The organism is Nonomuraea sp. NPDC050790 (assembly GCF_044456745.1).
Classification (GTDB): Bacteria; Actinomycetota; Actinomycetes; order Streptosporangiales; family Streptosporangiaceae; genus Nonomuraea.
The window spans coordinates 142658-166089 of sequence record NZ_JBITGF010000007.1 but is presented as its reverse complement, the minus strand read 5'-3'; the positions used below and the strand labels follow the sequence as shown (position 1 = coordinate 166089).

18 protein-coding genes are annotated in these 23432 nt (G+C 72.1%); 7 read left to right on the top strand and 11 right to left on the bottom strand.

What is annotated here, in order from left to right; genetic code table 11:
- Positions 1 to 180 precede the first annotated feature (180 nt).
- On the bottom strand, positions 181 to 1056 hold the full coding sequence (locus ACIBEJ_RS33445) for a LysR family transcriptional regulator (RefSeq protein WP_397186877.1): 876 nt from the start codon (positions 1054 to 1056) through the stop codon (positions 181 to 183).
- Complete coding sequence (locus ACIBEJ_RS33440; RefSeq protein ID WP_397186876.1) at positions 1053 to 1748, bottom strand: hypothetical protein; 696 nt, start codon at positions 1746 to 1748, stop codon at positions 1053 to 1055. The genes ACIBEJ_RS33445 and ACIBEJ_RS33440 overlap by 4 nt, the downstream gene beginning before the upstream one ends.
- 333 nt (positions 1749 to 2081) lie before the next feature.
- Here ACIBEJ_RS33440 and ACIBEJ_RS33435 point away from each other — a divergent pair, with 333 nt between their 5' ends.
- Positions 2082 to 4475, top strand: coding sequence for a M28 family peptidase (locus tag ACIBEJ_RS33435; RefSeq protein WP_397186875.1), 2394 nt, complete (start codon positions 2082 to 2084; stop codon positions 4473 to 4475).
- Here ACIBEJ_RS33435 and ACIBEJ_RS33430 read toward each other — a convergent pair.
- The 6 genes from ACIBEJ_RS33430 to ACIBEJ_RS33405 form a co-directional block, all read right to left on the bottom strand.
- Positions 4463 to 5803, bottom strand: coding sequence for a carboxylesterase/lipase family protein (locus tag ACIBEJ_RS33430; RefSeq protein ID WP_397186874.1), 1341 nt, complete (start codon positions 5801 to 5803; stop codon positions 4463 to 4465). The two genes, ACIBEJ_RS33435 and ACIBEJ_RS33430, sit on opposite strands and share 13 nt — an antisense overlap.
- Positions 5797 to 7098 carry a M28 family metallopeptidase gene (locus tag ACIBEJ_RS33425; RefSeq protein WP_397186873.1) on the bottom strand — a complete coding sequence of 434 codons (1302 nt, stop codon included), beginning with the start codon at positions 7096 to 7098 and terminating at the stop codon, positions 5797 to 5799. Before ACIBEJ_RS33425 ends, ACIBEJ_RS33430 begins: the two co-directional genes overlap by 7 nt.
- Complete coding sequence (locus ACIBEJ_RS33420) at positions 7095 to 7955, bottom strand: carbohydrate ABC transporter permease (RefSeq protein ID WP_397186872.1); 861 nt, start codon at positions 7953 to 7955, stop codon at positions 7095 to 7097. Before ACIBEJ_RS33420 ends, ACIBEJ_RS33425 begins: the two co-directional genes overlap by 4 nt.
- Positions 7956 to 8032: 77 nt before the next feature.
- The gene (locus tag ACIBEJ_RS33415) at positions 8033 to 8896 is read right to left on the bottom strand and encodes a carbohydrate ABC transporter permease (RefSeq protein ID WP_397186871.1); all 864 of its coding nucleotides are present in this window, start codon (positions 8894 to 8896) and stop codon (positions 8033 to 8035) included.
- Positions 8893 to 10125 (bottom strand): extracellular solute-binding protein, encoded by a 1233-nt coding sequence (locus ACIBEJ_RS33410; RefSeq protein ID WP_397186870.1) that lies wholly within the window; start codon positions 10123 to 10125, stop codon positions 8893 to 8895. The genes ACIBEJ_RS33415 and ACIBEJ_RS33410 overlap by 4 nt, the downstream gene beginning before the upstream one ends.
- Before the next feature lie 10 nt (positions 10126 to 10135).
- Positions 10136 to 10972 (bottom strand): alpha/beta hydrolase, encoded by an 837-nt coding sequence (locus ACIBEJ_RS33405; RefSeq protein WP_397186869.1) that lies wholly within the window; start codon positions 10970 to 10972, stop codon positions 10136 to 10138.
- Positions 10973 to 11039: 67 nt separating this feature from the next.
- On the opposite strand from ACIBEJ_RS33405, the gene ACIBEJ_RS33400 reads away from it, so the two are divergent.
- A complete protein-coding gene (locus ACIBEJ_RS33400; protein ID WP_397186868.1) occupies positions 11040 to 11681 on the top strand; it encodes a TetR/AcrR family transcriptional regulator in 642 nt (213 codons plus the stop codon).
- On the opposite strand, the gene ACIBEJ_RS33395 is transcribed toward ACIBEJ_RS33400, so the two are convergent.
- The 3 genes from ACIBEJ_RS33395 to ACIBEJ_RS33385 form a co-directional block, all read right to left on the bottom strand.
- The gene (locus ACIBEJ_RS33395; protein WP_397186867.1) at positions 11668 to 13557 is read right to left on the bottom strand and encodes a hypothetical protein; all 1890 of its coding nucleotides are present in this window, start codon (positions 13555 to 13557) and stop codon (positions 11668 to 11670) included. The genes ACIBEJ_RS33400 and ACIBEJ_RS33395 overlap by 14 nt on opposite strands.
- A gap of 60 nt (positions 13558 to 13617) precedes the next feature.
- A complete protein-coding gene (locus tag ACIBEJ_RS33390) occupies positions 13618 to 15198 on the bottom strand; it encodes a hypothetical protein (RefSeq protein ID WP_397186866.1) in 1581 nt (526 codons plus the stop codon).
- Between the two features lie 512 nt (positions 15199 to 15710).
- Positions 15711 to 16721, bottom strand: coding sequence for a LacI family DNA-binding transcriptional regulator (locus tag ACIBEJ_RS33385; RefSeq protein WP_397186865.1), 1011 nt, complete (start codon positions 16719 to 16721; stop codon positions 15711 to 15713).
- A 175-nt stretch (positions 16722 to 16896) separates the two neighbouring features.
- Here ACIBEJ_RS33385 and ACIBEJ_RS33380 point away from each other — a divergent pair, with 175 nt between their 5' ends.
- The 5 genes from ACIBEJ_RS33380 to ACIBEJ_RS33360 are packed head-to-tail and all read left to right on the top strand — an operon-like array spanning position 16897 to position 23429.
- Positions 16897 to 18186, top strand: a complete 1290-nt coding sequence (locus ACIBEJ_RS33380; protein ID WP_397186864.1) for an ABC transporter substrate-binding protein — start codon at positions 16897 to 16899, stop codon at positions 18184 to 18186.
- Complete coding sequence (locus tag ACIBEJ_RS33375; protein ID WP_397186863.1) at positions 18180 to 19034, top strand: carbohydrate ABC transporter permease; 855 nt, start codon at positions 18180 to 18182, stop codon at positions 19032 to 19034. The genes ACIBEJ_RS33380 and ACIBEJ_RS33375 overlap by 7 nt, the downstream gene beginning before the upstream one ends.
- The gene (locus tag ACIBEJ_RS33370) at positions 19031 to 19849 is read left to right on the top strand and encodes a carbohydrate ABC transporter permease (protein WP_397186862.1); all 819 of its coding nucleotides are present in this window, start codon (positions 19031 to 19033) and stop codon (positions 19847 to 19849) included. Before ACIBEJ_RS33375 ends, ACIBEJ_RS33370 begins: the two co-directional genes overlap by 4 nt.
- On the top strand, positions 19846 to 20835 hold the full coding sequence (locus ACIBEJ_RS33365) for a serine hydrolase domain-containing protein (RefSeq protein ID WP_397186861.1): 990 nt from the start codon (positions 19846 to 19848) through the stop codon (positions 20833 to 20835). The genes ACIBEJ_RS33370 and ACIBEJ_RS33365 overlap by 4 nt, the downstream gene beginning before the upstream one ends.
- Complete coding sequence (locus ACIBEJ_RS33360) at positions 20832 to 23429, top strand: family 78 glycoside hydrolase catalytic domain (protein WP_397186860.1); 2598 nt, start codon at positions 20832 to 20834, stop codon at positions 23427 to 23429. The genes ACIBEJ_RS33365 and ACIBEJ_RS33360 overlap by 4 nt, the downstream gene beginning before the upstream one ends.
- Positions 23430 to 23432: the final 3 nt, after the last annotated feature.

The following is a 23432-nucleotide window of genomic DNA, read 5'->3' as shown; positions in this document are numbered from 1 at the left end:
AGTGTCTGGCGAAAAGAGCGGGGCGTGGTGCCGCGAACGCGGACGGGGCCGCGAAGCCCCGGCGTGCGACGATCGCGTGTAGAGGGTGCGCAGCGAGGTCAGGAACCGGCGGAACAGGCGCCCAGCCCCTGCCCGGTCGTGAACCGGCTGCCCAGCGCCGCATCGAGCCGGCCGGCGGGATCATCGTGCGAGGGATGCCGAGCGGGACGCGACCGCGAGGTCGGCGAAGGCTCCGGCGGTGGGGAGGGGGTCGGCGGGCAGCGCGAGAAGGACGCGGCGCTCGGCGGGCGGATCCAGCGGTACGGCGTGCACGCCCGGCGCATGGGCGGGCAGCGACAACTCGGGGATGACGCTCACGCCGAGCCCCTCGGCGACCATGGCCAGGATGCTGTTGACGTCGCGCACCCGGTAGTGGCAGCGCAGGCTGACCTCCGCCGTCTGGGCGAGCTTCGTGATCAGGGGCTCGCAGCCGCCGGTGGACATGACGAACGGGCGCCGCGCCAGTTCCGCCATCGGCACGGCCGCGCGGACGGCGAGGTCGTGGCCGCTGGGGAGGATGGCCAGCATGCGGTCGGTGGCGAGCGTCCGCGTGGTCGTCCCGGCGGGCAGCGGGATCCCGGCCGAGACGGTCACGATGTCCGCCGCGCCGGTTTCGAGCCATCCCAGCACCTCGTCGTCCGAGCCCTCCATCACGGTGAGCCGTACCCGCGGGCAGGTCTCGCCGAAGCGGCGCAGGATCGGCGGCAGCAGGCGGACGTTGGCGCTGGGGATGACGCCGACGCGCAGGCTGCCGCGCTCGCGTACCCCGGCGACCTCCTGTTCCAGGGCCTCGACCTGGGTGAGGATGAGCGTGGCGCGGCGGCACACGGCCCGGCCGGTGGCGGTGAGGCTCACGCCGAGGTTGCCGCGTACCAGGAGGGCGACCCCGAGTTCGCTCTCCAGGGTGCGCAGGGCGTGGCTGACGGCGGACTGGGTGATGCCGAGTTCGTCGGCGGCCCTGGTCATGTTGCCGGTGCGCGCGACCGCCTGGAGGATCCTGAGCTGGGTGAAGGTCAAAGCGCCGCCCGCAGCAGGTGGACGACGAGCGGATGCGGGGCCTCGGGGCGCGAGCGGGCCTGCGGCACGAACAGGGTGGCCACGTAGAAGGGGTGGCCGGGGAGCTCCAGGACGCGGGCCTCGCCGTCGCCGTCCACGCCGGTGACCTCGAAGCCGCCGTCGTGCAGGGTTGCCTGGCGGGCGGGGTCGAGGCCGAAGTCGCAGTAGTACCGCTCCTCGATCTCCGTGCGCCCGTACCAGGCGGCCACCCGGGAGCCTTCCGTCAGGGTGACGGGCATGGTCTTGCCCGCCAGCGCGCAGGCCAGTTCGGAGACGAACAGGGTGGAGGCGTAGGGGTCGTACTCGGCGTGCTGGGCGTCCTGGAAGCCGAGCACGTGGCGGGCGTATTCGATGATCATGTGCTGGCAGCCGCCGCAGGTGCCGAGGGTGGGGATGTGGTGCTGCCGGCCGTACCGGAGGGCTTCGAGGGCGCCGCGCAGGCTCTTGTACGGGCTGCCCGGCGCGCACCACAGCACGTCGGCGGCCTTGACCTCGGCGAGGTCCGTTTCGAGCGGTTCCGTGGCCAGCCAGCGGACGTCCACCCCGACGCCCAGGTACGCGGCCGCGTGGCCCAGGGCGTCGTCGGTGGCCAGGTGCGGCGCGAAGGCCGGGTCGCGGTCACCGATGACCGCGACCCGCAGTGTTCGGTCCATGACCTTCACTGTGCGACGATCCAGCCCTGAGCGCCAATGCGGAACCGCTCACGGGTCATGAACGATCGCTCATGACCCGCTCCGGCTTCCCGCATCGCTGCCTGCCGGGGAAGTTCCGGCAGACGGTGATCTTGATGCGGCAGACCCAGGACCGTTGAAACGTTTTTCACGCCTCACCAGGCTGATCCACGGGCGGGGAGGTGCCCGCGCGCCAGGCAATCCCCTGAGTCGCCTCGCTGGCGCACATCCCGTACGCACTGTGGAAAGCCGCAGGTGTATCCGGGTATGCGCATCATTACGGCGGCCGGGTGGCGGAGCCTAGCGTGCCTGGTCATGACGAGAAACCTCCCCCACCGCCTGCTCGCCGCGACGGCGGCGCTGCTCGCGCTGGCCGCGCTGATCATGTTGACCGCGATGACGGACAGCACGGCGCAGCCACGTCCCGCCTCCGCCCCGGGCGGGGAGTTCAGCGCCGCACGGGCGCTGGCCCATCTGGAGAGGTTCGCCACCGAGCCGCGTCCCATCGGCAGCGCCGCCGGTGAGCGGGCCAAGGACTACCTCGCGGGGCAACTGCGGGCGGCGGGGCTCGAGGTCGAGGTCCAGCGTTCCGTGGGGGCGTGGTCGTCGACGGGGCTGGCGACGTTCGGCCAGGTGGACAACATCGTGGCCACCCTGCCCGGCACCGACCCCACCGGCACTGTGCTGATCGCCGCGCACTACGACTCGGCCGCCATGGGTCCCGGCGCCTCCGACGACGGAGCGGCGGTCGCGGCGATGGTGGAGACCGTACGGGCGCTGCGGGCCGGTGGCGGCGGCGGGCCGCGTAACGACGTGGTCCTGCTGATGTCGGACGGCGAGGAGGACGGTGTGCTGGGCGCCGAGGCGTTCGTCCGCGAGCATCCGCGGGGGCGCGCGGGCGGCGTGCTGCTCAACTGGGAGGCCCGCGGGGTCGCCGGGCCCTCGCTGATGTTCCAGACCTCGCGCGACAACGCGGGGTTGATCGAGGCGTTCGTGAACGGCGTGCCGCGTCCGCGCGGCGACTCCTCCATGGGCGAGCTGTACCGGCTGCTGCCGAACAACACCGACTTCACACCACTGACCGCGGCCGGGTTCACCGGCCTGAACTTCGCCTACATCGAGCGTTCCTCGCTCTACCACACCGCCTCGGACTCCATCGCGAACCTCGACCGCGGCAGCCTGCAGCACCACGGCGAGAACATGCTGGCGCTCACCCGCGCCCTCGGCGACGCCGACCTGCCCGCGCTGGCCTCCGACCACGACGTCACCTACTTCAGGCTCCTCGGGACCATGGTCACCTACCCGGGCGGCCTGGTCTGGCCGCTGGCGGTGCTGGCCGTCGTGCTGGTGGCGGGGCTGGCGGTGCTCGCCCGCCGCAGGGGGCTGGCCACGGTTCCCCGGCTGCTCGCGGGGGCCGCGTCGGCTGTGGTGCCGCTGGTGGTGTCGGTGGTGCTGGCGCAGGGGCTGTGGGAACTGCTGGTGGCCCTGCGGCCCGAGTACGACGGGATGGGCGGGCTGCTGCACCGCCCGCAGGGGTTCCAGGCGGCCGTCGTGGCTCTTTCCGGCCTGGCGCTGCTGAGCTGGTACCTGCCGCTGCGGCGCAGGCTCGGCCCGGCGGCGCTGGCCATCGGGGCGCTGGTGTGGCCGGCCGGGCTCGGCGTTTTGTGCGCCCAGGTCGCGCCCGGTGCGTCGTACGTGTTCGCGCTGCCCGCGCTGTTCTGCGCACTCGGCGGCCTGGCCGCGCTCCTGCTGCCCGCGCGGGGACGGGTGGCCGCGGAGGGACGCGTGGCCGCGGAGGGACAGGTGCCCGCGGAGGGGCGGGTGGCCGCGGAGAGGAGGGTGGCCGCGTGGGGGCGGGTGGCCGTGATCACGCTGGGCACGGCGGTGTCCGCGATGCTGCTGCCCGCCCTGGCCAGGAACGCCTTCGACGGGATGGGGCTCGCGCTCGGCGGCGCCGCGGGGCTCGTGCTGGCGTTGTTCGGGCTGACGGCGCTGCCGGTCGTGGAGTTGTTCCTGCCCGAGCCGGGCCGAGGGCCGCGCCGCATGCTGGTGGCCGTGCCGCTCACCGCCGCGGCGCTGGCGGTGGTGATGACCGGCGTGGGGCTGGCGTCGGACGGGTTCGACGCCGGTCATCCTCGGCGCACCCACCTGGCGTACGTCATGGACGCCGAGACCCGCCAGGCCCGGTGGGTCAGCGCCGACGCCGAGCCGGGCGAGTGGACCAGGCGGTACGTGTCCGGCCGCGACGTCACGACCCTGCCCCAGGGGTACGCGCGGGGCGAGCTGTGGACCGGCGCCGCTCCCCCGGTCAGGGCCGACGGCCCGAGGGTCACCGTGCTCGCCCGGCAGGAGGACACGGTCAGGCTGCGCGTGAGCGCCGGGCGGGGCGCCCGCTCGGTGACGCTGCGCCTCGACCAGCCGATCGCGGAGGTGACGGCGTCGGTGGCCGGGACGGGGAAGGCGATGGTGCAGGTCGCGGGCACCCGGGTCAACACCTGGCCGGGCGAGATCCGCTTCCGCGGCATCCCCGCCGACGGCGCCCAGATCACGATCAAGACCCGCGCCAAGGGACAGATCCGCCTCACCGCGATCGGCGAGACCGACGGCCTGGCCGCGGTGCCCGGCTTCACCCCGCGCCCGCCGGACCTGGTCGCCGCCACCCGCGAGGACGGCGACCTCATCGCGATCACCCGCACCTACACCCTCTGACCATCGAAGATCATGGTGTGCCCGAGCGGCCAGCCGGGATCGCCGGTGCGGATGAAACGGACCCAGGCGGCGTGCATCGCGTCGGCCAGCGCCTGCGGCGCGCCGGGGCCGGCGGTGCGCTCGACGCCCGGCGCGTCGAGCACGTCGAAGACGAAGGGCAGGTCGAGGTTGTGGACCGCGCCCACGCGTCCGCCTCCGGCCGGGCTCTCGACCGGCGACTCCCAGCGGAACTCGTAGCCGTAGGCGGGCCTGGCCTCGCGGATCCAGCGTGTCTCGCGGGTGAACAGGTGCTCGGTGAAGGCACGTCCGACCTGTTCGGCGGGCGTGCCGCCGGGTTCGCCGGGCTGGAGGCCGAGGTGGTCGAGCAGGGCCCGCGCGGAGTCCGAGTCCACTCCGGCGGCCATGCTCCGGACGAACACGTCGGCCTCCTGCGAGGTGCAGCCCACGAGCAACGGAACGTCACGGGGCAGCGCGGTCAGCGGGACGGCCGGGACCAGGTCGCCGTCGACCACCGGCTTGACCGGCACCGACGCGTTCAGCCCGCCGGAGTCGCCGGTCAGCGGCGCCGGCTGCTCGGCGACGAGCTGGGAAGGGGTGAGCCGGGCGAAGGCGGACCTGGTCGGGGCGACGCCCAGCCGGGTGGCGAGCGTCTTGGCGTGGTCGCGTGCCTCCTGCTCGGTGGCGACCAGGGTGGCCGAGCCGCTCATCACGATCGCGCGCCGGAACAGCCCCTCCGCGCGGGGCATCGTCATCAGCGTGGCGACCGCGGCGCCGCCCGCCGACTGTCCGGCGATCGTCACCTGGTCCGGGTCGCCGCCGAAGGCCGCGATGTTGTCGCGTACCCATTCCAGCGCGGCCAGCCAGTCGAGGACACCCCGGTTGAGCGGGGCGTCCTCCAGCGCGAGAAAGCCCTCGAAGCCGAGCCGGTAGTTGACCGCCACGCAGACCACGCCGTCGCGGGCGAAGCGGTGGCCCTGGTGCCAGGCCGCCCCGTTGCCGCCGATGGAGAACGCGCCGCCGTGGAACCAGACGATCACCGGCAGCCCCGCCCGGCCGATCGACGGGGTGCGCACGTCGAGGTTGAGGCAGTCCTCGCCGGTCTCGAAGACGTCGGGCGCGTACAGGCCGATGTCCTCTCCCGCCGCCTGCGGGGCGGCGGGGCCGTGGGCGAGTGCGGGCCGCACGCCGTGCCACGCGGGCGGCGGGACGGGCGCGCGGAAGCGGTGCTCGCCGAAGGGCGGGGCGGCGTACGGCACGCCGAGGAAGGCGAGCACCCTCTCCTCGGTCCTGCCCCGGACCGTCCCGGCGGTCGTGCGCACGGTCACCATCCGGCCGTCCCCTCGACGATGCGGATCGCCGCCCGGGTGAGCGGCTCCAGGCTCGGCTCGTGCACCTTGTCGAGGGTGTCGGCCGAGTCGAACAGGTACATGGGCGCCGACAGGAAGTGCACGAGCGGCACCCCCTCCGGGTGGAAGAAGGCCCCGTCGGTGGGCGGCATCGGGGAGAAGACGTCGGGCGGCAGCACGAACGAGCGCCTCAGGTCCTCCGCGACGAGGGCCTCCGCCACCAGTTTCTCCAGCTCCGGCTTCCTGGTGGTGAACCACCAGCCGGGCTCCGGGTCGCCGGTAGGCACCAGCTCGCCGTCCACGACCACGCACCGGCGGGCGGCGTGCTCCAGGTGGAGCTGGAGCACGACGTCGGCCAGCAGGTGGCGGTGGGTCTCGATGAAGGCCCGGGTGCCCGCCGCGTGCGCCATGTGGCCGGCGGTGAGCAGGAAGATCAGGTTGTGCGGCCGGTCCCGCTCGGGCACGCCCGCCCAGTACTGGGCGGCGGCCAGCACCAGCGCGATCCCCGAGGCGTCCTCGACCGCCGAGGCCCAGGGCGCGTCGTGGTGCGAGCCGATGATCACCCACCGGCCGGAGCGGCCGGGGAGCGTGCCGATCACGTTGTGCGAGACGGCCGGGCCCGTCTCCGCCTCGACGGTGAGCGTGCCCGTGCAGGGACCCTCGTCGACCAGGGCGAGCACCCGCCGCGCGTCGCCGCCGGACAGCCAGACGGCGGGCAGGTCGCGGTGCACGGCGTCGTAGGGGACGTAGTAGTCGCGGGTCTCCCACGGCACCCCGGTCAGCGCCCCGGCGAAGGCGGCGGCGCCGCCGTCCATGACGCCCTGGATGACGTCGAGGTAGTCGAGCTGGAACGGCAGCGTCTGGACCAGCTCGCCGAAGACGTCCTCGGGGTCGTGCACGGCCGTCGCCACGTCCCTGACGTAGGACTGCGGCAGCTCGGTGAAGGTGTACTCGGGCACCACGATCGCGCCCGGCACGACCTCGCGGCTCACCGGCGCGCGCACGCTCGCCTTCGCTCTGGTGTACGGCAGAGCCGACGCCGCCACCCGCACGACCCTGGCCGGATCGGCGTCCAGGCGCACCTCCAGGGAGGCCGTCACCGGCCGCCAGACGGGCAGCTCGACCGGCGCCAGCCGTACGTCATGGAGACCGAACTCGTTGAAACGTTCGCACGCCCACGCGGCGGTCCAGTCGTCGGCCGGGTAACCGGGGCGCCTGATGCCCCGCGAGGTGACCGTCTCGATCCACTCCATCATCCGCCGGGTGTCCGGGATCATCGTTTCAGTCCTCCGAAGGTGAGCCCCGCCACGTAGTAACGCTGCAGCGTCACCATCAGGATGAACGGCGGGACCGCGGTGACCAGTGCCGCGGTGGTGGTCAGGTGGTAGTTGAAGCCGACCTCGCTCTGGAAGTTGGCCAGCCCCACCGGCAGCGGCCACAGGTCCTGCTCGTTGGCCACGATGAGCGGCCACAGCAGGTTGTCCCACTGCGCCAGGAAGTGCACGAGGAACAGGGTGATCAGCGCGGGCTTGAGCAGCGGCACCGCGATGCGGGCGAAGATGCGGAACTCCCCCGCGCCGTCGACCCGCGCGGCCAGCAGCAGCTCCTTCGGGATGCCGAGGGCGAACTGCCGCACCAGGAAGACGCCGAACGCGCTGATCATGCCGGGCACGATCATGCCCTGGAAGGTGTTGACCCAGCCCAGCTCCTTCACGATGAGGAAGACGGGGATGACCAGGACCATCGGGGTGAGCGCGAGCGTGCCGACGACCAGCGCGAACAGTGCGCGGCGGCCGGGGAAGGACAACTGCGCCATGGCGTACCCGGCGGCGGCCGAGAAGATCACGTCCAGGACGCCGGTGCCGACGCACAGGATGAGGCTGTTGCGCAGGTAGGTGGGCAGGTTGCCCTCTCCGAACAGCGTCCCGAGGTTCTCCGGCAGGTGGAAGCCGTTGAAGACCAGCCCGCGCAGGTCGGTGTCGTCGGGCGCCGAGGCGACGACGAGCATGGCGTAGACCGGCAGCAGCATGAACCCGACCGCTCCGACCAGCCAGACGGCGCGCAGCACGCTCGCGCCCCGCCTGCGAAGGGGAAGCGGCCCGTTGACGCGTCGCCTGCCGTCGGGAGCGCTCATGCGTCGTCTCCCCTCAAGAACGCTCATGCGTCGCCGCCCTTCGAGAACGCTCATGCGTCGCCGCCCTTCGAGAACGCTCATGCGTCGCCGCCCTTCAGGAACCTGAACTGCAGCGCCGAGACGACCACCATGGCGACGAGCAGCACCATGCCCATCGCGGCGGCGTAGCCCATGTGCTCGTAGGGGAAGGCGTTGGCCCAGATGTAGTACGGCAGGACCTGGGTGGCGTCGGCCGGTCCGCCGCCGGTCAGCAGGAACGCGGGCACGAACGCCTGCATCGACCCGGCCACCGAGATGACCAGCACGAACAGCAGGGTCCTGCGCAGGAGCGGGATCGTGATCCTGGTGAACGTGGTCACCGCGCCCGAGCCGTCGATGGCGGCCGCCTCGTACACCTCGCCGGGCAGCGCCTGCAGCCCGGCGGTCAGGATGATCACGAACAGTCCCGTGCTCTTCCAGACCACCATCACGACCAGAGCCCAGATGGCCAGGTCGGAGCTGGTCAGCCAGGACTGCGGGCCGATCCCGGCCACGCCGAGGAGGGTGTTGGCCAGGCCCCGGTCGGAGTAGATGATCACCCAGACCATGGACGTGGCGGCCAGCGGCATCACGGCCGGGATCATGACCAGCGCCCTGAGCCACCGGTTCAGCCGTCCCGGCCTGCTCAGCGGCACGGCCACCAGCAGGGCCAGCACGATCGTCGGGACGACCGTGCAGACCGTGTAGACGACGGTGATCCACGCCGAGTTGAGGAAGCCGGGGTCGGCGAACATGCGCTCGTAGTTGGCGAGGCCGATCCAGTTGGGCGTGCCCGCCATCTCGTAGTCGGTGAAGCTGAGGTAGATGGCGGCCAGGAACGGGACGAGCCAGAACACGACGAAGAAGACGGCCACCGGGAGCGTGAGCGTCACACCCGCCGTGGCCTGGGGGCGAGCGCTCACTGAATCGTTCGCACGGTGGCGTCGAAGGTCGCCGCGGCCTGGGCGGGCGTGGCCTTGCCGTGGGCGACGGAGTCGACGGCTCCGGCCGCGGCCTTGGCCAGTTCGAGCGTGCCGGGGATGATCGGGCCGAAGTCGACGCGCGGGAGGCTGTCGGCGACGATCTTCATGATCTCGGACTTGCCGCGCGGCCCCGCCTCGCGCCAGCCCTTGGCGGGGATGATGATGCCGTTGTCGAGGTTGGCGGTCACGGCCGGGGCGCCCTGGAGGTAGTTGACGAGGTGCCAGGCGGTGAACTGGTTGGGCGAGTCCTTGGCCACGCCCCAGCCCCAGGTGTAGGCCGGGACCACGGACTGGCCGCCGGACCAGGTGGGCATGGGGGCGACGCCGTACTGCTTGCCGAAGGTGAGTTTGTCCTTGCCCAGCTTCTCCAGCGCGGGGCCGAGGAAGGCGCCGCTGACGACCATGGCGGCCTCGCCGGAGTAGAACAGGCCGAGCGCGCCCAGCGGGTTGGAGAGCTTGGGGTTGCCGATGCCCTTCATGTACGTCAGGGCCTTGATGCCCTGTTCGGTGGCGAGCGACGGGAACTCGGCGCCCTGGCCCTTGATGAGCGCGGTCAGCATCATCAGGGCCCACTGGGCGTCGCCGTAGAGCCACTGCAGGCCGACCCGCCGGCCGTCGGCCGAGGTGAGCTTTCCGCTGTGCTCGGCGATCTCCTCCCAGGTCGACGGGGGTTTGTCCGGGTCGAGTCCGGCCTGCTCGAAGCGGTCCTTGCGGTAGTAGAGCAGGCAGGGGTTGAAGTCGATGGGCACGCCGTAGGTCACGCCCTGGTAGGTGAGCGGGGCGGTCGTGCCCGGTTCGTAGTTCTGCGGGGAGAGCGCCTTGGTGTCGACGGGGGCGAGCCGGTTCTTCTTGGCGTGCGCGGGGAAGCTCCAGTGGCCGATCTTGAAGACGTCGGGCGGGGCGCCGCCGCTGAAGGCGGTCAGCAGCTTGGCGTCGAGCTGGCCCACGGGCAGGTAGAGCAGCCTCACGTCGACCTGGAAGTCGGCCATGTAGCGGTGCACCAGCTCCTGGAACTGGCGGCCGGTGTCCTGCGAGCCGTGCAGCCAGACGTTGACCGTGCCCTGCGGCCTGCCGTTCGCGGCCTGCTGGGCGGGCCGGTCCTCGCCGCAGCCGGCGAGCAGAGTGAGCGCGCCGGCGGCGAGCAGCCCACGCCGCGTGAGATCCGCCATCGTGGTTCTCCTAGGTGAGGTTCTTGAGCGCCTGGTTCTGCCAGGCGGAGTTGGTCGGGAGCTCGGGGGCGCCGCCGGCGAACGCCCCGCGGGCCTGGGGATCGGCCTGGAGGCGGTACCTGAGCCAGGCGGTCACGTAGCCGAGGAAGCCGCCGCCGCCGTTCTGGATGTCGTTGTGTCCGGCGTTCTTGAGCAGCGCCCTGCCCGCGCCCGCGGTGGCCTGGTCGTAGTAGCCCTGGACGGTGGCGGCCGAGGAGATCAGCCAGTCGTTCGCGCCGCTGAGGAAGAGCACGGGGCAGGTCAGGTCGGCGACGGAGAACTCGTCTCCCGGACTGGCCATCCACTGCGCGGGCACGGCGATCGGCACGACGGTCTTGATCAGCCCGGCGGAGTCGTTGGCCGCGTTGATGGATCCGCCCGCGCCCTGGGAGTGGCCGACGGCGGCCACCTGGGTGGTGTCCAGCTTGCCGTGGAAGACGCTGGCCGGGTCGGTGTTGAGTCCGACGAGGTGCTGGGCGGCGGCGAGGATCTCGGCGCCGGTGCCCGTGGTCGTGTCGGTGGACGCGACCACCGCGAAGCCCCACGAGGCGAGGTGGTTGAGGAGTCCCGGGTAGTTGTCGGGGGTGGCCCAGGATCCGTTGCCCCACGTGACGATCGGGTGGGTCGCGCCGCCGGAACCGAGGTTCTGGGGGTGGTAGAGCCGGTGACCGCCAGAGGTACCGGTGGCGACCGGCCACGGGCCCGTCGCCTTGTAGGTCGTCTCGATGGTCGTCGCCGCCAGGAATCCGGTCGGCACGAGGCCGAGTGCCCCTGCCAGTAACGCCTGCCGACGGGTGAAGTTCTCCATGGTCACTCCGCTGGTTATTTGAAGACGTGAACGTCTCCAAAGGAGAGGGAAGTACGATCGGTGAGCGATGTCAAGACATGAACAGCCGCAGCCGCTCCCCAGGGGACGGCACGGCCTCTCCCCCGACACGGTGCGCAGCTCTCAGCGAGAACGCCTGGTCGAGGCCATGGTGAGGCTCGTGGCGCAGCGCGGATACACCGCCACGAGCGTGCCGGACGTGATCGCCGCCGCGCGGGTCTCGCGCAACGCCTTCTACGCCCAGTTCGCCGACAAGGAGGCGTGCTTCCTCGCCGGGTGCGAGCGCGACCTGCCCGAGATGATCGGCTCGATCCACGCCGCCGCGGCCGAGGCGGGCGACGACTGGAGGGAGGCGCTCCGGCTGGGGATGTCCGCCTATCTGGGCTGGTGGCAGGAACGCCCGGAGTACGCGCAGGCGTACTTCGTGGAGTTGCCGAGGGCGGGCGAGCGGGCCGTCCGGCAGCGGGACGCCGCCTACCGGCCCTTCCTCGACATGCTGGAGGCGCTGGCCGCGCGGGCCAGGCAGGAGGATCCCGCGCTGCCGCCGCCGCGTGCCGCGGTGCCCCGCCTGATCGTCTACGGGGCCACCGAGTTCATCGCCGCGGAGGTGCGCGCGGGCCGCGCCGCCACCCTGACCTCCTCGGCCGGCGACCTCCACCACTACGCGGTCACCCTGCTCACGGCATCGTGACCACCCCCTCCGCCCGCACCCGCCAGCCGTCGGGGAAGCACCCCGTCGCCGCCATGTGCGCGACCGCGGCCAGCAGGCCGCCGTTGCCCGGCAGGTAGACGGGCAGCAGGTCCGGCCACTGGGGGTTGTGGCCGCTCGCCAGGTAGGTGTTCTTCCCGGCGTCCATCATCAGCGCGTCCACGGCGGTGCCCGGCTCGCCCAGCCTGGCCGCGCACATGGCCAGCATCGGATAGTCCCAGCCCCAGGTGCTCTCCAGGTCCCAGTCGGCGAGCACGTCGTGCAGGGTGGCCCGCATGATCTCGGGGTCGATGAGCGGCGTGGGCGGCACGAACCCTAGCGCGCCGGTCATCGACGGATGATCCGTCCTGATCGTGTACGGCTCCGCCGCGATCGCCGCGTACACCCCGTCACGCACCGGCGGCCGGGGCAGACCGTCCCGCACCCGCGCCCACTCCGGGTCGGGATCGAGGCCCAGCAGGCCGCGCCACCGCTGGGCCGTCTCCAGCCCCCACCACCAGTAGGCCAGCTCGAACGTGGGATCGCGCACCGACCGCCTGGACGCGTAGTAGGACTCCTGCGCCGGGACCAGCGGCGGCCCCAGGTGCCCGCCGCCCGCGAAGGAGGCCATGAACTCGGCCGTCTCGAACACCAGGTCCCGGTACTCCTCCAGCGCCCCCGGGCGGACCCGTCTGAGCAGCTCGGCGAGGTAGATCAGGTGCGGCTGCTGCCAGACGACGAACGCGCCGATCTCGCTCGGGCTCTCCCTGCCCTCCGGCCCCACCTGCTTGGGCCAGCGGGCGCCGCGCAACCCCTGCCGCCCGGCCGTCTCCCTCGCCCTCGGCAGGATCGAGCGGTACCACGGCAGGCTGCGCTCCAGCAGTTCCGGCCTGCCCCACAGGGCGAAGTGGGCCGCGTGCCACCAGTGCATCTCCAGGTGGAACTTGCCGCTCCAGGAGTTGACCACCAGGCCGGTCTCCTGGGGTGGGGTGGAGCCTGCGCAGTTGACCGCCGTCAGGTATTGCGACAGGACCACCCTGCGTTCCAGCTCGGGTGCCCTGCTGTCGGTGCTGCCTTCGAAGCTCACCGCTCCGCCGCTGGTCCAGAAGCGTTTCCAGTAGGTGGCGGCAGCCGTACGGACCTGGTGGAAGGAAGGGAGAGCACCGAGCGGGGCGCGGCCGAACCCCACGACGAGCTCCAGCTCGTCGCCCTGGATCAGGTAGACGTGCGGGGCGGGGGTGGTGAAGCGTGCCTTACCCGTCCAGGCGGCGGCCACGTGGTGGCGGTCGTCGTCCAGGACGCGGGTGAAGTCGCACCGGGAGCCGTCCAGGTGGTGCGTGGTGGTGTGCTTGTCGGGGCTGTCCCAGTCCGCGGTGGTGTGCCAGCCGTCGCTGGCGTACGGGAAGGTGATCCTGATGCCTGAATTGCCCGCGACGCGGACGGCCAGCAGGTCCCGCTCGGGATGACAGACCGTCTCCACCTCGTACGGCCGGCCGCCCAGCTCGAAGGAGCTGGAGAGCAGGCCGGTCCACAGGTCGAGGGTCTGCTGGGAACGGCCGAGCGGGGCGGTGTCGTCGAGTCCGATCCGGCCGAGGTGCAGGCGGTGCGGGTTGACGTGCAGCCAGCCGCCCGCCTCGGTGGCCGGGTACAGGTCCGGGTAGCCGACGCCGTCGTAGTCGGTGAACGCGTCCTCCAGCACGTGGCCCTTGGGATTGGGCATGGTGTGCCAGCCCCACTGCGCCTGCGTCCCGAGCGGCGCGAACGTCTGCAGGCCGGTGGCGTCGGCGGTGAAGGCGAACTCGCCGTTGCCCACGGTGAGCGGGCACCCGGCGTCGGCAATGGTGTGCCGCCGCACGAGCGCCTCCCTGTCGATGCTCACCCGCGCCGCTCCTTCACGGCCGGGCGGCACCCCTCGTGTGCTCATGCGCGCCCTTCTTGCTCACGCGCAGCCGGGCGTACCGGAGGCACGCTGCTGGCGCATGGTGGTGACGTCGCCCGCGACGGCGGACTGGGCCATCGGGCCGAGGTCGAGCACGACGTCGGTGAAGGCGAGCGACGCCTTGCGCATCATCCCCAGGTCGATCGCCTCGGCGCCGAACTGCGGCGAGAACAGCGTCTTCGGCGCGGCGATGGGCGAGATGACGGGCAGCAGATGCTGGTTGTACGGCGTGCCCTCGCCACCGAAGCTGCAGTGACGCGGAACCGTGGCGAGGTCGGCCGCCGACAGGCCCTTGAGGATGGCGGTGCGCCGCACGTCCCAGTACTGGATGTGGCCCTTGACCAGCTCGCGCAGCGGCGTGCTCTCGCTGACCGGGACCAGCAGCAGTTCGGTGAGGGTGGGGCTGGCGACGAGCTGCTTGCCGGGCAGGCCGTTCGGGCGGGCGACCGCGTCGTAGCGCTTGGCGCCGAGGTGCTCGATGACGACGACGGAGGAGACCCCGCCCTGGTCGTACTCGGCGTCGAGCTGGGCCGCGAGCTGACCCGCGCCGCCCTCGCGGACGTCCGGCCCGGTCAGGTGCTGGTAGAGGTGACCCGTCACGAAGGCGAACTGCACGGTGCGCGGACGGCACTCCACCGGCAACGAGGCCAGGTAGCGGGCCATCTCGATCATGGTGAGCGGGCCGTTGTCCCACACCGGGCTCATGCCGTCGGTGTGGCTCTCCACGACGATCTTCTGGGCACTGCCGCCGGGCAGCGTCGCGAGCAGGGTGCGGGTGGTGGTCGGCGTCCAGGCGGCGTTCACGGTCAGCGTGGCCTGGACCTGCTGCCCGGCGGCCAGCGCGTCCTTGATCTGCTTGCCCTGGTCGGCGCCGACATAAGCGCCGGGCAAGGCGTACGGCAGGCCCTCGTAGGGCGCGTACATGCCCTGGATCTGGGCGTGCGGGAGCTGGCTGACCTCGATCACGCCTACGGCTCCCGCGGCGGCGGCCGCCTTGAGGTCGGCGTCGGCCGCGGCCGGGGCCTCCATCGACTCGGAGCCGAGCAGGTTGATCGTGAGGCCGGGGTCGTACATGGAGTAGCCGAGCGTCGGCGGATAGAACAGCAGGTTGGGCACGTTGGTCCACGGCAGGTCCCTGACCACGATCTTCCCAGCGGCGTTGGCCGCGGTGATGTTGGTCCCCGCCGCCAGATGGACGAGCGGCGCCGTGACCCCGCCCGCGCCGGTGGAGAAGGAGAACGGCACCGGCGCCGCGACCTGCACCGAGGCGCCGCCGACAGTCAGACCGGTGCCGAGGCTGTCCCAGCGGTCGATGGCATAGGGCAGCGAGGAGAACTGGAGCCCGGGAATGGCCCCCATCTCCTCCTCCAGCCAGTCCACGTACTCGGCATGCGCGGCGGACCCGGTCGGCCGGGGACCGAACGCCTCCTGCTGCTCGGCCAGCGTGCTCAGCCGGGCCTCGGAGGCGAACGCCGCCGGATCGACCCTGACCGGACAGGACAGGGCCGCTGTCTGGGCGACGGCCGGTTGCGCTGGGGCGACCAGCGGGAGGAGAAGGGCGAGGAGAGCGAGTCGTCTCACGTGGGGGGTCCTTCCTCTTGAATCGTTTTAACTCAGGGCTCGCAACGGCCAGAACGTTTCAACCACACCAGCCCCGACGGGCCAGGACGCTGCGAAAGGTGATGGTCTTGATGGGCTGTGGCTCGCGGACGCGCGGCCGGTCCTACAGCGCTCACGCGGAGCGGTCGTCATGCGGCCGGGCGGGGGCGGTCGTCATGCGGCCGCGGGGACTTGTGCATCGGTCGCGGAGGGAGCGGTCGTGCGGCGTCGCGCGGGGCGGTTGTGCAGTGGTCGCGGGGGGAGCAGTTGTGCGGCGGTCCAGGGGGCGGTCGTCGTGCGGTGGTGGCGCGGTCGCGCGTGCGGCCCGCCGCCTCCGGTGTGCGACGGTGCGGCCCGAGGGTGTGTGGTCAGCGGTCCGACGTGCGCGGTCGTGCGACGCGTCGCGCGTGTGGTCGCGCAACGCGTGGCGGTCGTGCGTGTGGGTGTGGGTGTGGGTGTGGGTGGGTGTGGGTGGGTGAGGTTGGTCCCTGGGGTTAGGGGTGGGGTGGGCCGGTGGTTTGGCGGACGATCAAGGTGGGGGAGACCGAGGACGTCACTGAGCGGGTTCGGCCCTCTATGCGTTCCACCAGCAGGCGGGCCGCGCTGGCGCCGATCACGTGTCCGTCCTGGTCCACGCTGGTCAGGGAGATGCGCTTGAGCGAGGCGATGCCGATGTTGTCGTACCCGACCACGGACAGGTCCTCGGGCACCGACAGGCCGGCCTCGTCGGCCGCCCGCAGCACGCCGAGCGCCGCGATGTCCGCCCCGGCGAAGATCGCGGTCGGACGGTCGGCGCGCGCCAGCAGTTCCCGCGCCCCCTCGAAGCCCCCCTCCTCGGTGAAGGAGGTGGCCAGCACGTCGTCGGCGAGTCCATGGGCGCGCATCGCCTGGCGGTAGCCTTCGGCGCGCACCGTGTGCGGCAGCCCCTGGGCGCGGGCCCGCTCCAGGTGGGTGATGTGCGCGATCCGGGTGTGCCCGAGCCCGACCAGGTGGTCGACCACGAGCCCCGCCCCCATCACGTCGTCGTCCACGACCGCGTCGTACGCCGCGGCGCCGCCGTGCCTGCCCACCACGACGACCGGGGTGGCCGCCGCGATGGCCGCGAGTTCCGCGTCGGTCATGACCGGCGAGATCAGGATGAGCCCGTCCATGCTCCGGTCGATCATGGCGTCGATCATCCTGGCCTGGGTCTTGGGTTCGATGCCGCCGGGTCCGAGCAGCACCTGGTACTCGGTGTCGCCGAGCTGGCCGGTGACGCCTTCGATGATGTCGGGGAAGAACGGGTTGCGGGTGTCGGAGAGCATGACGCCGAGCGTGTAGGTGCGTCCGCGCAGGGCCCGGGCGGCGGCGTGCGGGCGGTAGCCCAGCTCGTCGATGGCCCGCGTCACCTTGGTCCGCATCTCCGCGCTCACGCCGTAGGCCCCGCGCACCACCTTGGACACGGCGGCCGTGGAGACCCCGGCCCGCCTGGCCACGTCGGCGATCGTCACCCGTCCGCTCGTCACACGCCGTCCTTCGTCTCGATTGGGTAGAGCGTTTCGTAGAACGAACTACACACTTTGCTGAAAGGTGAGGCTAGCCCGTTGTTCATCCTCCGGTCTACCTCTTGACGCGCGATTCTCTTGTGCCCTAACAATGGAGAACGTTCTACACGACTTCAACGTGAACAGGAGGACGGGCGTGAGAGCACCATCCCGTCTGCTCGGCGCGGCGCTCGGCGCCGTCCTCGCCCTGTCCGTCTCCGGCTGCGGATCGTCCGCCCCGGAGGGGACCGGTCAGGTGAAGCTGACCCTCTGGCACAACAGCGCGGACCCGGCGCCGCTGCTGGAGATGTACAAGAAGTTCGAGAAGCAGTCCGGCCACAGGATCGAGCTCGTGTCGATCCCGTCCGACGGCTTCGAGGACACCACCCAGACCAAGTGGGCCACCGGCGAGCGCCCGGACATCCTGGAGTACCACGCGACGGTGAGCGGTCTGCTCGCCCTCAACCCGGCCGAGAACCTGCGCGAGCTGACCGGCGAGGCGTACATCGGCAGGTCCGGCGACCTCTACCAGGCCGCGGGTTCCGTGAACGGCAAGGTCTACGCCGCCATCACCGGATTCCCCCAGGTCTTCGGCCTCTACTACAACAAGAAGGTCTTCGCCGAGGCCGGGCTGACCCCGCCCGCGAACTTCGCCGAGCTGTCCGCGGCCTGCCCCAAGCTCAAGGCCGCCGGGGTCACGCCGGTCTTCGAGTCGGGCGGGTCGATCTGGCCGGTGCAGATCCTGCCCATCCTCTACCTCGCCGGGGCCAACCAGTCCAACGCGTACGGCAAGGCCATCGCCGGCCACACCAGCACGCTGGCCGACTCCGGCTCGCCCTTCGTCTCCGGCCTGACCGCCTACGCCAAGCTCCAGGCCGACGGCTGCTTCAACAAGGACATCGTCACCGCCAAGTTCGAGGACTCCATGAAGGCCCTCGTAACCGGCAAGGCCGCCATGGTCGCCCAGCACTCCGACATGCTCCCCGCCCTCCTCGCGGCCGCCGGCGGCGACCAGAAGGCGGTGGACGAGTCCGTCGGCTTCGTCGGCCTGTCGAGCGACAAGCCCCTGGTGACCTACGCCCCGGGCCCGATCGGAACGTTCTACCTGCCCAAGACCGGCGACGCGGCACGGGAGAAGGCGGCGCTCGACTTCGTCCGGTTCATGACCGGCCCCGCCTACGCCGAGTACATCACCGCGTCCAAGACCTTCCCCGTGCTCAAGGACGTGCCCGACCCGCAGGGCGTCTCGTCGGTGCTGCGGGACGTCAAGAAGGCGTACGACACCGGCGCCGTCATCGCCTTCAACTCCGACATCCCCGGCATGGGCGGGCTGGCCCAGCTCATGTCCGAGCTGATCGCCGGGCAGAAGGATCCGCAGAAGGCGGCGGCCCAGCTCCAGGGCCAGGTCGAGCAGGCGGCCAAGGCGGCGGAGCTGCCCGGATGGTGATGCGGAACAGGGCGGCCTGGCTGCCGTGGGCTCTGCCCGCGATCGTGCTGGTCACGGTCTTCTTCGTCGCCCCGTTCCTGCTCAACGTCAGGTTCGCGTTCTCCTCCTGGACGAGCTTCCGAGCCGAGATCACCTGGAACGGGCTGGAGAACCTCAGCACGCTGATCGACCAGGACCTGCTGGCCAACGCGGTCACCGTGACCGTGCTGTACGCGATCCTGTGCATGGCGATCCAGAACACGGTCAGCCTCTCGCTGGCCCTGGCCCTGCAGCGGACCAGCCGGATCAACACGGTCTTCCGCTCGGCGTTCTTCCTGCCGACGCTCATCTCGCCGCTGGCCGCCGGGTACATCTGGCGCGGCCTGCTGGCCCCCGACGGAGCGGTCAACGGCTTCCTCGGGATCGAGTGGGCGTGGCTGGGCGAACCGGCCACCGCGCTGGTCGTGGTCGCCTTCATCGACGCGTGGAAGTGGAGCGGGCTGATCACGCTCGTCTACATCGCGGGGCTCAACTCCATCCCGAAGTCGCTGCTGGAGTCGGCGACGGTCGACGGGGCCGGGGCGTGGACCCGCTTCCGCCGGGTCGTGTTCCCGATGCTCGCCCCGGCTCTGACGTTCAACGTGGCGGTCACGCTGGTGGGCGCGCTCAGCGCGTACGACGTGATCGCCGCCACGACCGGCGGCGGGCCGGGCGACCACACGCGGGCGCTGAACGTCGTGATGCGCCAGCAGTGGGGGCAGGGCTTCTTCGGCTCGGCCAGCGCGCTGGGCTTCACCGTGACGCTGCTGGTGATCGCGACCGCCGTGCCGCTCGTGTGGTGGCTGCGGCGCAGGGAGGTGGCCGGATGAGAGCGGCGATCAAGTACGCGGCGCTGGCGCTCTTCGCGATCCCGTGGGTGGTGGTGCCCGTCTGGCTCGTGGTCGTCAACTCGTTCAAACCCGCAGGCGAGGCCGCGGAGCTGGGCCTGGGCCTGCCCAGGACGTGGGCGATCGCCGAGAACTACGGCATCGTGCTCGACCGGGGCGGCTACCTGACCGGGCTGCTCAACAGCCTCAAGGTGACCGTGCCCATCGTGGCGGCCGTGGTGCTGCTCGGCGCGGCGGCGGCGTGGGCGTTCGGGCGCAGCCGGTCGCGGTGGCTGCAGGCGGCCTACTTCGTGATGGGGCTGTCGATTCTGCTGCCGCCCTCGATCATCCCGACCGTCTACCTGCTGCGCGCGCTGTCGCTGGACGGCGGTTCGCTCGGCTACGTGCTGACGATGACCGGCTGCCGCCTGGGCATCGTGATCTTCCTGGCGACCGGGTTCGTGCGGGCGTTCCCCCGCGACCTGGAGGACGCCGCCGCCATCGACGGCGCCTCGCGCCCGCAGGTCTTCGTCCGGGTGCTGCTGCCGCTGCTGCGCCCGGTGCTGTTCGTCGGCGGGGTGATCCTGATCATCAACGTCTGGAACGACTTCTTCTTCGCCCTGTTCCTGCTCCAGGGCAGCGCGAACGCCACGCTGCCGCTGAGCCTGTTCCAGTTCGCCTCCGGCACGTTGCAGAGCCTGAACTGGAACCTCGTCTTCGCCCACGTCCTGCTCACCACGCTGCCGCTGGTGGCGGTGTACGTCGTCGCGCAGAAGCGCGTCCTGGCCGGTCTCACGGAAGGTGCTCTCAAGGGATGACCACGCACGACATCGCGCTCGACTGGGTCAGGCGCGAGATCAAGGAGGGGCGGCTGCCGTGCGCGGTGTTCGGCGCCGCCACCTCCGCCGGGATCGAGGTGCTGGAGGCGTTCGGCACGCACGACGGCCGCGAGACCAGGACCGGCGACCACTTCGCGCTGTTCTCGGTCACCAAGCCGCTGACCGGGCTGGTCGCGCTGCGCCAGGTCGAGCGCGGGCTGCTGTCGCTGCGCCGCCCGCTGCGCGACGTGCTGCCGGGCTTCGCGCGGCCCGACGTGACCCTCTGGCACCTGCTCACCCACACCAGCGGCATCGCCGAGCAGACGCTCACGCCCGCCGACCTGGTTCAGCACCTGGTCACCGCGCCGTCGATGTTCGAGGCGGGCACGCTCAGCCAGTACTCCAACCTGGCCTTCGCCGGGATCGCGGAGATGGTCCGCGACGTCACCGGCCGCGACCTGGCCGACGTGATCGACTCCGACCTGAACACGCTGGTGCCGGGCGGCGGCCAGATCACCTTCGACCCCGCGTGCGATGCGGCCGAGGTCCATCACATGGACCTGCTCGGGCCCGGCTTCGACTTCGAGGCTTTCGTACGGCTCCGCCACCCGGCTGGCGCGTTGTTCTCCCGCGCCGAGGACCTCCTGGCCCTGGGCTCGGCCCTGCTGCGCGGCGACCGCGGCCTGGTCCACCCGACCACCCTGGCCGCGATGACGACCCCGCAGACGACGGGCCTGGTCAAGCTGCAGCCCGACCCGGTCAACGCCGGGCAGGACTGGGGCCTCACCTGGAACCTGCGCCACTCGGCCCCCGGCCTGCTCGAACGGCGCCTGTACGGGCACGGCGGCGCCTCGGGCTGCCAGTGGTGGATGTACCCGGAGCAGGACGCGTGCTTCGTCCTCCTGATCAACGTGATGGCGCCGAGCCTGTCCGGCGTCGACGTCGACGGCCTGCACAACGCCTTCACTACCGGGCTGGATGCGTGAACCACGACTCGGGGGTGCAGGTCTCGGGCGCGCAGACGCCCTGTGTCCGTACGGCTCCGCCCGGTCCCCTGGCCGGTCTGACCTGCGGCCTGGTGGATCCGGTGGGCGTGGACGAGCCCCGGCTGTCATGGAACGCCCGGCTGCCCGAGGCCGCCGCCGTCACGGTCGCCGCGGATGGGCGTGAGGTCTGGCGCTCGGTCGTGCCCGCCGGGTCCCATCTCGTGGACGTGCCCGGCGAACGGCTGGCGCCGCTCACGCCGTACACGTGGAAGGTGGAAGGGCACGCGTCCGGCGCGTTCACCACGGGCCTGCGCGGCGAGTGGGACGCGCCGTGGCTGGCCGGGGATCCGCGGGCGGCGGTGAGCCTGCGCGGCTCGTTCACCCGGCGGCCCGGCCGCGCCTGGCTGGCCGCCACCGCGCTGGGCGTCTACCGGGCGCTGCTCAACGGGGTACGGCTGGGCGAGGAGGAACTGGCCCCCGGCTGGACCGACTACGGGCACCGTACGCGCTATCGGCTGGTAGAGCTCACGGACCTGCTCGTACAGGGCGAGAACGAGCTGGAACTGTGGCTCGCGCCCGGCTGGTACGCCGGTCACGTGGCGGGCGGCGGCCCGTTCCGCTACGGCGACCGGCCCGCCGCCAGCGCCCAGGTGCTCGTGCGCGACGACGACGGCGTGCACCGCGTGCTCGCCACGGACGGGACCTGGACGCTGCGCGACCTCGGCCGCCCGCGCGCCGACCTCATCATGGGCGAGACCGTCCAGACGCCTTCACCGCAGGCCGGGCCCGTCGAAACGGCGCCCGCCCCGGAGATCCGCGTGGAGGCCGACCCCGCTCCGCCGGTCCGGGTGATCGGCACGGTGCCCGCGGTGTCGGTGACCGAGCCCGTGCCGGGCGTCCAGGTGGCCGACTTCGGGCGTAACGTCGTCGGCCGGGTACGGCTGCGCGTCGAGGCCCCCGGCCCCGTGCGGATCGTGGTGCGGCACGGCGAGGAGCTGACCGCGACCGGCCGCCTCTACACCGACAACCTGCGCACCGCCGACCAGCGCGACGAGTTCGTGCTCGGTCCCGGCACGCACGTCGCGGAGCCCGCGTTCACGCTGCACGGCTTCCGCTACGCCGAGGTCACCGGCTGGCCGGGCACGCTGACGACCGGCGACCTGGAGGCGGTGCCGCTGTCCTCCGCGCTCGCCGTCACGGGCTCGCTGACCGTGAGCGACCCCGCGGTCCGTCAGCTCGTCGCCAACATCGGCGCGTCGGCGGACGGCAACCTGGTGAGCGTCCCGACCGACTGCCCGCAGCGCGACGAGCGGGCCGGATGGACCGCCGACATCTCGGTGTTCGGCTCGACGCTCAGCTTCCTGCGGCACACGCAGGCGTTCCTGTCCGGGTGGGTGACGACGCTGATCGACGGCCAGCGGGCCGACGGCGCGGTCCCGCACGTCGCGCCGGTCCTGCCCGAGTACGGATACGACTCCCCCGTGTGGTCCGACGCGCTGGCCGAGGTGCCGTGGCTGCTGTGGCGGCGCTACGGCGACGACCGCACGCTGCGCCGCGCGTACGACCCGATGCGGCGGTGGGCCGACTACTGCCTGGCCCAGACGGAGGACGGCATCCGACCGGGCAGGGCGCTGGGCGACTGGCTGGCCCCCGGCACGGTCGAGACGCCCAAGAGCCTCATCGCCACCGCCGCGCTCGCCCGCACCCTGCGCCTGCTCGCGCACGTGGCCGACGTGCTCGGCGAACCCCACGCTCCGGAGTACGGCGCGGCGTTCACCCACGTGTCCGGCGCCTTCCAGCGGGCCTTCCTCAACGGCCCGAGGCTGCGCACCGAGACGCAGACCGGCTACGCCGTCGCCCTCGCCTGGGACCTGGTGCCGCCCGAGGACCGCTCCGCCGCCGCGCAGGCCCTGGCCGAGCTGGTACGAGCCGACGGGCACCGGCTCATGACGGGCTTCGTCGGCACGCCCCTGCTGCTGCCCGTCCTGTCGGAGACCGGGCACCACGACGTGGCCTGCCGGATCTTCAACCAGGAGGGCTACCCGTCCTGGCGCTACCAGCTCAGGGCCGGGGCGACGAGCATGTGGGAGCGCTGGGACTCCTGGCACCATCGGCACGGCCTGCAGACGCCGTCCATGAACTCCTTCAACCACTACGCCTACGGCTGCGTGGGCGACTGGCTGTTCCGCCACGTGGCGGGGCTGGGCGACGACCCGCGCGGGACGGGCGGCGGCTTCGGCGAGCTGCTGCTGCGTCCCGGCCCCGTCCCGCTGCTGCGCCACGCGCACGCCCGCTACGACAGCGCGTCGGGGACCGTGGAGTCCGGCTGGCGGGCCGGGCCCGACGGGGTCCAGTTCACGTTCGCCGTGCCGGAGGGCGTCAGCGCCCGCGCGGTGCTGCCGGTGCGCGGCGCGTGGGACGGGATGACCGTCAACGGCACCTTCCTCATGGGCTTGAGCGAGCAGTTGCCGACCACGAGGCTGGCCGACGGCTCCTGCGCCCTCAACCTGCCTCCGGGCCGCTGGTCGTTCACCGCCCCGGCGGCGGCCACGGCCCACCTGCTCCAGGAATGGGATGACCTGGGCAGATCGTGAGTG